The organism is Streptomyces sp. NPDC006372 (genome assembly GCF_040612515.1).
Classification (GTDB): Bacteria; Actinomycetota; Actinomycetes; order Streptomycetales; family Streptomycetaceae; genus Streptomyces.
Genome location: NZ_JBEXQJ010000048.1, coordinates 41,434 through 50,130 on the forward strand (window position 1 = coordinate 41,434; position 8,697 = coordinate 50,130).

At 72.7% G+C, this 8,697-nt stretch carries 6 protein-coding genes and 1 pseudogene; 4 read left to right on the plus strand and 3 right to left on the minus strand.

Annotation, left to right across the window (positions count from 1 at the left end):
* Nucleotides 1-90: 90 nt before the first annotated feature.
* A complete protein-coding gene (locus ABZ016_RS39140; RefSeq protein ID WP_356921526.1) occupies nt 91-2,898 on the minus strand; it encodes an ATP-binding cassette domain-containing protein in 2,808 nt (935 codons plus the stop codon).
* Nucleotides 2,899-2,907: 9 nt separating this feature from the next.
* On the minus strand, nt 2,908-3,384 hold the full coding sequence (locus ABZ016_RS39145; RefSeq protein WP_356921527.1) for a hypothetical protein: 477 nt from the start codon (nt 3,382-3,384) through the stop codon (nt 2,908-2,910).
* Nucleotides 3,385-3,527: 143 nt separating this feature from the next.
* Here ABZ016_RS39145 and ABZ016_RS39150 point away from each other — a divergent pair, with 143 nt between their 5' ends.
* The 3 genes from ABZ016_RS39150 to ABZ016_RS39160 are packed head-to-tail and all read left to right on the plus strand — an operon-like array spanning nt 3,528 to nt 6,420.
* Entirely contained in the window at nt 3,528-4,079 is a 552-nt protein-coding gene (locus ABZ016_RS39150; RefSeq protein WP_356921528.1) for a hypothetical protein, read from the plus strand.
* Nucleotides 4,054-5,340: an ABC transporter substrate-binding protein gene (locus ABZ016_RS39155; RefSeq protein WP_356921529.1), complete on the plus strand. Its 1,287-nt coding sequence runs from the start codon at nt 4,054-4,056 to the stop codon at nt 5,338-5,340. The genes ABZ016_RS39150 and ABZ016_RS39155 overlap by 26 nt, the downstream gene beginning before the upstream one ends.
* A gap of 39 nt (nt 5,341-5,379) precedes the next feature.
* Nucleotides 5,380-6,420: a YafY family protein gene (locus tag ABZ016_RS39160; protein ID WP_356921530.1), complete on the plus strand. Its 1,041-nt coding sequence runs from the start codon at nt 5,380-5,382 to the stop codon at nt 6,418-6,420.
* Nucleotides 6,421-6,463: 43 nt separating this feature from the next.
* Here the strand turns inward: ABZ016_RS39160 and ctaD are convergent.
* Nucleotides 6,464-7,990: pseudogene (gene ctaD, locus ABZ016_RS39165) on the minus strand (cytochrome c oxidase subunit I); the annotation flags it as partial.
* Nucleotides 7,991-8,440: 450 nt separating this feature from the next.
* On the opposite strand from ctaD, the gene ABZ016_RS39170 reads away from it, so the two are divergent.
* Nucleotides 8,441-8,656 carry an I78 family peptidase inhibitor gene (locus tag ABZ016_RS39170; RefSeq protein ID WP_356921531.1) on the plus strand — a complete coding sequence of 72 codons (216 nt, stop codon included), beginning with the start codon at nt 8,441-8,443 and terminating at the stop codon, nt 8,654-8,656.
* The last annotated feature ends 41 nt before the right edge of the window (nt 8,657-8,697 follow it).

An 8,697-nucleotide genomic window follows, 5' to 3' on the forward strand; every position in this document is an offset into this window, starting at 1 on the left:
AGTCAAGAGCGCTCGTCGAGAGGCAGTCCGCTTCCCGGGAGTCCAAGGCGCGCATCGGGCGGGCTTCTGTTCCCTGGGCGTCCAGAGCGGTCATGGGCCGGCTCCCTTCTCCAGGGTCTCCAGGACCCGCTCGGGCGGCCCCGAGGCCACGATCCGCCCCTCGGCCATGACATGCACGAGGTCGGCGAGGCCCGCGACCAGATCCAGGTCGTGCTCGACGACGAGGAGGGCCGTGCCGTCGGCGGCCAGGGCCTTCAGCACTCGGGCCAAGGCGGCCACTTCGGCGGCGTCGAGGCCGGCGGCGGGCTCGTCGAGCAGCAGCACCCGCGGGCCGCCCGCGAGGACCCGGGCCAGTTCGACGCGGCGCAGCGTACCCGTGGGCAGCCCGGCGGCGGGCAGCGCCCGTACCGGCCCGTCCAGCCCGAGCAGCCGGAGTGTCCGCTCCACGGCCCCGGCATCGCTCACCCTGCCCTGCTCGGCACCCACCCGGACGTTCTCGGCCACGGTCAGCGACGGGAAGACGGCCAGTTCCTGGAAGGTCCGCGCGATCCCCAGCCGGGTGCGGGCGTGGGCGGGCCGTGCGGTGATGTCCCGCCCACCGAGGCGCACCGCCCCGCGGGCGGGCCGCAGCGTCCCGGCCAGACAGTGGAACAGGGTGCTCTTCCCGGCCCCGTTGGGTCCGACGACCGCGGTGATCCGCCCGGGGGAGAGGGCCAGGCCGACTCCGTCGAGGGCGGTGAAGCCGCCGTAGTGGACGTGCAGATGACGGGCGGTGAGGACGGGGGGAGCGTGAGGTGCGGGCGGGCCGCGGCGGACGGGTCCGTCCCCGGCGACACTCGGTGGCCCCGAGGGCGGGCGCTCCGTCGTCCCCGGCGGTTCCCGGTCCGTGGGGGCGGGAGCCGCGCGCCGCCCGTCCGCGCCGGAGGCGAGCTCGTCGTTGCCCGCTCCGTGTCCTCCCGCTGCCTCCGCGCCCTTGGCAGCCGGCGCCACGCGGGTCGGCGTCGCCCCCCTGGGCACCGGCGCTGTGCGGGGTGTTCCCGGCCTCGCCGGGCGCAGCAGCCCGCGGGCCCGGATGCCCGCCGGTGTCAGGGCAGGGGCGCGGTACAGGCGCAGGCGCTCCGTCGCCATGCGCAGGGCCTCGTACGGTCCGCCGGGGAAACGTCCCACGAGGACCGCCAGGACACCGATCAGGGCCGCCGCCACCCCGCCACGCGTGCCCGCGTCCAGGCCGACCAGGAGGGCCGCGGCCGCGAGCGCGCCGAGGGCGCTGTCGGCGCCCAGCACCACGACCGCGGCGAACCACAGCAGGCTGCGCACCGGGTCGAACGCGGCCGGGTCGAAGGCGCGCAGGCCCATGCCGAGCATGCCGCCGCCCAGCGCGGCCAGCGCGGCGCCCGCGACGAAGGCGAGCAGCTTGAGCGACGGCACCTGGACCCCCGCCGCCTGCGCCCCCGCCTCGTGGTCCCGCATGGCCGCGAGGGCCCGGCCCGTCCGGCCCCGGCGCAGGGCGTGTGCCGCCAGCAGCGCGACCACCAGCAGCAGAAGCTCCAGGACGTAGTACGCGCGGTCCCCGGCGAAGCCCGCCGGCCGGTCCAGCGACAGGCCGGCCGTGGCGTACGGCTGGGCGAAGACGAAGCGGCTCACCCCCACGCCGACCGCGAACGTCGCCAGCGCCAGTGCCAGACCCCGGCGGCCGATCGCCGGCCAGCCGGTGAGCAGGCCGAGCGGTGCCACCAGGACGACCGACACCGCGAGCGCCGGCAGCTCCGGCATGTCCGGCAGACCGGGGAAACGACCGGCCGCCAGCAGCGCGGTGAACAGGGCGCCCAGCCCCGCGTACGCCGCCTGCCCCATGGAGATCTGTCCGCCCCGGCCGGTGACCACCACCAGGGACAGCAGGATCACGGCCAGCGCCGGCACCTGGATCGACGTGTGCAGGTCCTGGCCCGCCAGACCCAGCGGCAACAGGAACAGCACACCCGCGACGATCCACGCGCCCGGCGGCGTCGGCACCCGGGCGGTGGCCGTGCGGGGCAGCGCGTCCCGCGCGCCCACCCCCGGCAGCACCAGGGCCGCCACCAGCAGCGCGACGACGAACAGATTCGTCCCGGCCGTCTGGAGCAGCGCCCCGCCCCACCCGGACGGGTGCAGCCGCGTCAGCTGGCTCTGCGCCACCCCGATGCCGAGCGCCACCACCACCGCGACCCACAGGCTCCGCATCCGCGCGGCCACCGCGACCGCCACGACCTCCATCACGAGCAGCGGCAGCCCGTACGGGTCGAGCCGCACGTACGGCGCCAGCAGCACGCCCGTCAGGCCCGCCGTGAACGAGCCGAACGCCCAGCCCGCCGCCGCTACCCGGTCCGCGTCGATGCCGCCCAGCACCGCGAGCCGCCGGTCGTCGACCACGGCCCGCAGCTCCCGCCCGAACCGGGTCCGGCGCACGATCGCCGCGACCCCCGTGGCCAGCACCAGCACCACCGCCAACTGCCCCCACGGCTCGTCCGGCACCAGCACCGGGGCGTCGTCCCGCGCCCCCTGCCCCCACAGCAGCGCCGCCCCGCCGACCAGCAGCACGAACACCCCGATGGACGCCACCAGCGTCTGCGCCGGATCCCCGCCGAGCACCGCCAGCGGCCGGAACACGAACCGTTCCAGGACGACACCCAGCCCCGGCGCCAGCACCAGCAGCGTCACCGCGGCCCCCAGCCACAGCGGCCAGCCCCACTCGACCACGCAACTCCGCAGCCCGTACGCGCACACCATCGCGATCGCCCCGTGCGCGAAGTTCAGCACGCCGGTCGCGCGGTACGTCACGATCAGGCCGATCCCGGTCAGCGCCGCCGCACTGCCGACCGACAGGCCGGCCAGGGTGAGGTCGTAGGTCAGCGAGGACATCGGCCGGGCTCAGCCGGTCTCTTCGGCGGGTTCACAGATCGGGCAGGGGCCCAGCTCCCCGCTCGCCACCAGCCCCGAGTCCACCGGAACCGCCTCCGCCTTGCCCGCCACCAGCGGACAGTCCGCGCGGTGCCACAGCGTGCCGCCCGGCACCATCAGCAGTTCACCGCTGACCGCGAGAGGCGCGAGCCCCGCGTGCCCGGTCCCGTCCCCCTCGGCCGGCCCGGCCGTGACCAGCAAGCCGTACAGCTCCTCGACGCGCGCGGCGGCGATCGAGCCCCGGCCGTGGGCCAGCAGCACCGCCCCGGAGACGATCAGCGCCGCGCCGGGGATGGTGCAGGAGGCGAGGTAGGGCAGCTGCCGTTCGGCGAAGCGTTCCCCGGAGACGCCGTACCAGCCGACGACGCACAGCACCGCGCCGGCGGCCACCGCGGCCCAGCCGGCCCAGAGGACGGGATGCACGGTCCGCAGTCGGTTCGTCCGCATCGCTGGCTCCCACACGTCGGTTGTCCGGGCACGCGTCTGGCTGCCTGTTCAAGTCCGCCGTTCGCTTGCACTATGCCCCTTGGAAGCTGACCCTGAAAGCACCGGGCGCACATGGCCCGGACCGACACCCGGTGGTGAGCCAGATGGTTCTCGGCAGCGACCTCAGGCGGGGGAACGGGAAGCGGGGCCCACGAGCCGCGGGACGGGGCACGGCGATCGCGGCCGCCCTGGTCCTGGCCGTCGCACCGGTCCTCGCCGCATGCAGTGACGACAGCGGCGGCGGCAGCACGAGCACGCCCCCCACACCGACCACGAGCGCGCCGGCCAGCGCGCCGGCGGACCGGGCCGCGGCCGAGTCGCAGATCAAGCAGAACTGGCAGAAGTTCTTCGACCCGAACACCTCGACCGAGGACAAGCTGGCCGTCCTGGAGAACGGCGAACGGATGGCACCGGTCCTCAAGGCCTTCAGCGGTGACGCCCGCGGCGGTCAGGTCGAGGCGAAGGTCACCAAGGTCCAGTTCACCTCGGCGACCGAGGCGGACGTGACGTACACGCTCACCCTGAAGGGCGCCACCGCTCTGCCGAACGCCTCCGGGACATCCGTCGAGCAGGACGGCACCTGGAAGGTGTCCGTCAAGACGCTGTGCTCGCTGGTGCAGATGAGCGGTAATGGGTCGCCGGTCCCGGGTTGCTGAGATCCTCGCAGCGGTGCTGCTGCTCGCCCTGAGCGCGGCCTGCGGCAGCCGGCTCCCGGAGAGCGACTTCGAGCACGACGACCGCACCTCGCCGCCCCGGGAGTCGGCGCCCCTGCGGGTCGGCATCATCACCAGCGCCACCAGCCCCGTCGGCGGCAGCGCGTTCACCGGCCCGCGCGACGGCGCCAGGGCCTGGTTCGACCGGCTCAACGCGCGCGGCGGCATCGACGGCCGCCGCGTGGAGGTGCGCACCTGCGACGACGGCGGCAGCGGCATCGGCGACAACGAGTGCGTGCACAAGCTGGTCGAGGAGGACAAGGTCGTCGCCCTGGTCGCCACCACCGTCCTGGACTACGCCGGCGCCTCCCGTGTCTCGCGCGCACGGGTGCCCGACATCGGCGGCCAGCCCATCGGCAGCGCCTACGACACCTACCCGCACCTCTACGGCATCTACGGCAGCCTCGCGCCCCGCGCCGGCACCACCGGCTGGGACGGCAAGCTGTACGGCGGCACCGAGGTCTACCGCTACTTCGAACGCGAGCACGGCGCCCGCACCGCCGCCGTCGTCTCCTACAACCAGTCCGCCTCCGCCGCCTACGCCCGGCTCGTCGAGCGGGGCCTGCGCGCCGAGGGCTACAAGGTCGTCACCGAGCAGGTCGACTTCGCCCTGCCCAACTTCCGCGCCGTCGCGGCCGATCTGAAGGAGCAGGGCGCCGACCTGGTCTTCGACGCCATCGACGGCCATGGCAACGCCCAACTGTGCCGGGCCATGGACGAGGTCGGCGCCCACGTCACCGCCAAGGTGACCAACGTGCAGAACTGGACGTCGACCGTCCCCGAGGACTACCAGGACGCCCCGCGCTGCCGCAACGCCCTCTGGGCGACTGGCTCCAGCCGCAACTACCAGGACACCGGCGACCCGGCCGTACGGGAGTTCCGCGAGGCGACGAAGGACCTGAAGACGCACTCCCAGTGGCAGCTGGAGGGATGGGCGGCCGCCCGGTGGTTCACGGACGCCGCGAAGTCCTGCGTACGGACGGGCATCACCCGCGCGTGCGTCGACGCCTTCATGAACCGCAGCGAGGGGTACACCGCCGCGGGCCTGCTCCTGCCCGTCGAGTTCGCACGGCTCCCGGAGCCGCCGAAGACCAGGAGGACCTGCCTGTCGGTGGCCCGCTGGCAGGACGGCAGGGGCTGGGTCGGCCAGGGGGACATGAACCACACCTGCTTCACCGTCCCGCAACTGGCCTACACGCCTTGAGGACAGCAGGTGTCCGCAAGGGCTGGCAGACTCGCCCCCATGTTGGAGACCTCGGCCCGCCTGCTGCGTCTGCTCTCCCTGCTCCAGGCCCACCGCGAATGGTCCGGCGCCGACCTGGCGGAGCGGCTCGGCGTCAGCGCCCGCACCCTGCGCCGGGACGTCGACCGGCTGCGCGGACTCGGCTACCCGGTCAACGCCAGCCCCGGCACGGGCGGCGGCTACCAGCTGGGCGCGGGCGCCGAACTGCCGCCGCTGCTCCTGGACGACGACGAGGCTGTGGCCGTGGCGATCGGGCTGCGCACGGCCGCCGGGCAGGGCATCGAGGGCATCGGCGAGACCTCGGTCCGGGCTCTCGCCAAACTGGAACAGGTGCTGCCGAACCGGCTGCGCCGCCGCGTGGGCGCCCTCAACGCCTTCACCGTGCCGATGCTGCGCGGTCCCGTGCCCGACGCCGTCGACCCGGCCGTGCTGACCGAACTCGCCCACCTCTGCCGGGACGCCGAGCGGCTGCGCTTCGAGTACCGCGGACACGACGGCGCCCTCAGCCGGCGCAGCGTCGAACCGCACCGGCTCGTGTGCACCGAACGCCGCTGGTACCTGGTCGCCTGGGACCTGGACCGGGCGGACTGGCGCACCTTCCGCGCCGACCGCGTCATGCCCCGGCCGCCGCACGGCCCGCGCTTCGTGCCGCGCGAGCCGCCCGCCGAGGACCTCGCCGCCTACGTCTCCCAGGGCGTCTCCACACGCGTGTACGCCACCCACGCGGTGGTACGGCTCCTGGCGCCCCTGGAGGAGGCCGCCGCGCACATCTCGCCCTCCGCCGGTGTGCTGGAGGCCGAGGGCCCGGACAGCTGCCTGCTGCGCTGCGGCGCCGGGAGCCTCGACGTGATGGTGATCCACGTGGTGATGCTGGGCTTCGAGTTCGAGGTGCTCGAACCGGTGGAGCTGGTCGAGGCGGTCAGGAGGACTCGCGACCGGCTTGATGGCGCTCTGGCTCGGGCTGCGACGTCACCGCCGCGTACCGCGGATGGTGCAGGTCGAAGGCCGGCGACTCCGACCGGATCCGGGGCAGCGTCGTGAAGTTGTGCCGGGGCGGCGGGCACGAGGTCGCCCACTCCAGGGAGCGGCCGAAGCCCCAGGGATCGTCCGACTCGACCTTCTCGCCGTACTTGGCGGTCTTCCACACGTTGTAGAGGAACGGCAGCGTCGAGATGCCGAGCAGGAACGCGCCGATCGTCGAGACGGTGTTGAGCGCGGTGAACCCGTCCGCGGCGAGGTAGTCCGCGTACCGGCGGGGCATGCCCTCGGCGCCCAGCCAGTGCTGCACCAGGAAGGTGGTGTGGAAGCCTACGAAGAGCGCCCAGAACTGGATCTTGCCGAGCCGTTCGTCGAGCATCTTCCCGGTGAACTTCGGCCACCAGAAGTAGAACCCGGCGAAGATCGCGAAGACCACGGTGCCGAAGACGACGTAGTGGAAGTGCGCGACCACGAAGTACGAGTCCGTCACGTGGAAGTCCATCGGGGGCGACGCAAGGATCACCCCGGTCAGCCCGCCGAACAGGAACGTCACCAGGAAGCCCGTCGCCCAGAGCATGGGCGTCTCGAACGACAGCGAGCCCTTGAGCATGGTGCCGGTCCAGTTGAAGAACTTCACGCCCGTCGGCACCGCGATCAGGAAGCTCACGAAGGAGAAGAACGGCAGGAGCACCGCGCCCGTGGCGAACATGTGGTGCGCCCACACCACCACGGACAGGCCGGTGATCGCCATCGTGGCGCCGACCAGCGTCAGGTAGCCGAACATCGGCTTGCGGCTGAAGACCGGGATGATCTCCGTGATGATGCCGAAGAACGGCAGCGCGATGATGTACACCTCGGGATGGCCGAAGAACCAGAACAGGTGCTGCCACAGGATCGCCCCGCCGTTGCCCGCGTCGAAGACCTGCGCGCCGAACCGCCGGTCCGCCTCCAGCACCAGCAGCGCCGCCGCGAGCACCGGGAACGCCATCAGGATCAGGATCGACGTGAACAGGGTGTTCCACACGAAGATCGGCATCCGGAACATCGTCATGCCCGGGGCGCGCATCCCGATGATCGTGGTGATGAAATTGACGGCGCCGAGGATGGTGCCGAAGCCGGACAGCGCCAGCCCCATGATCCACAGATCGGCCCCGATCCCCGGGGTGCGCTCCGCGCTGTTGAGCGGGGCGTAGGCGAACCAGCCGAAGTCCGCCGGACCGGAGGGCACCAGCAGGGAGCCGAGCACGATCAGCCCGCCGAACAGGAACAGCCAGTACGACAGCATGTTCAGCCGCGGGAAGGCGACGTCGGGCGCGCCGATCTGCAACGGCATCAGCTCGTTCGCGAAGCCCGCGAAGGACGGCGTCGCGAACAGCAGCAGCATGATCGTGCCGTGCATCGTGAACAGCTGGTTGAACTGGGTGTTGTCGACGATCTGGAGGCCGGGGCGGGCCAGCTCGGCGCGCATCAGCAGCGCCATCACACCGGCGACCAGGAAGAACACGAACGAGGTGATCAGGTAGAGGTGCCCGATCTTCTTGTGGTCCGTCGTCGTCAGCCAGTCGACCGTCACCCGTCCGTGCTTCGTCCGCGGTACGGGCCGCGCCGTCGCCTGTGCTGTCTGCGTCGCCATCGCTCGCCCCTTCGCTCAATCGCGTGCCGGGCCCGCCGAAGCCCGCGCCACACGTACCCGCGAGCCCACGTCATGATGCTCGCGTCACCGCGCGGTCCGACAGGGGGCGTACCGGCCTCTTCGGGCCGAAGCCATGCATTTCCTGTGCGGCGCCGACCGCACCGGACCGGCTCCGGCGCCGGAATGGAACGGAGTCCGGAGTGACTTCTCCCGGAACTTTCCGCCGGGCTTTTCCATGGCCTCACGTGACACGCGGAATTCACGATCGAATGCCTGCGGAAGGCCTACGAAACCGCTCGTCCGTGTGACGGACAGCCCCCGAAACTCCTGCCGTGATCTTGTGACAGAAGCGTGACAGGCGAGGGACGGGAAGGGGACAGTACCGGCCTGTGTGACCTTGCTTACCGGCCCGGACTTCCCCGCTTACCGGGCAGGACATAGCGTGGCGGCATGGCACCGATTCCGACACCTTCCGCGGAACCCGACGACAGCCCGGACACCTATGTCGGCCTGGAGGCCGCCCGTGCCGAACACCTCGCGCGGGAGCGCGGCTGGCCGACGGTGCGCTCGCTGCCGCCGGGGGCGATCATCACGATGGAGTACCGCGTGGGCCGGCTGAACTTCGAGGTGAGGGACGGCCGGGTGGCGCGGGCCTGGAAGGGCTGAGACACGGCGAGGGCCCCGGTTCCACTCCGGAACCGGGGCCC

Excerpts from the sequence above, each read along its gene's own strand:
- ABZ016_RS39140 (WP_356921526.1), bottom strand. The coding sequence starts at position 2,898 with ATGTCCTCGCTGACCTACGACCTCACCCTGGCCGGCCTGTCGGTCGGC.
- ABZ016_RS39145 (WP_356921527.1), bottom strand. The coding sequence starts at position 3,384 with ATGCGGACGAACCGACTGCGGACCGTGCATCCCGTCCTCTGGGCCGGC.
- ABZ016_RS39150 (WP_356921528.1), top strand. The coding sequence starts at position 3,528 with ATGGTTCTCGGCAGCGACCTCAGGCGGGGGAACGGGAAGCGGGGCCCA.
- ABZ016_RS39155 (WP_356921529.1), top strand. The coding sequence starts at position 4,054 with ATGGGTCGCCGGTCCCGGGTTGCTGAGATCCTCGCAGCGGTGCTGCTG.
- ABZ016_RS39160 (WP_356921530.1), top strand. The coding sequence starts at position 5,380 with ATGTTGGAGACCTCGGCCCGCCTGCTGCGTCTGCTCTCCCTGCTCCAG.
- ABZ016_RS39170 (WP_356921531.1), top strand. The coding sequence starts at position 8,441 with ATGGCACCGATTCCGACACCTTCCGCGGAACCCGACGACAGCCCGGAC.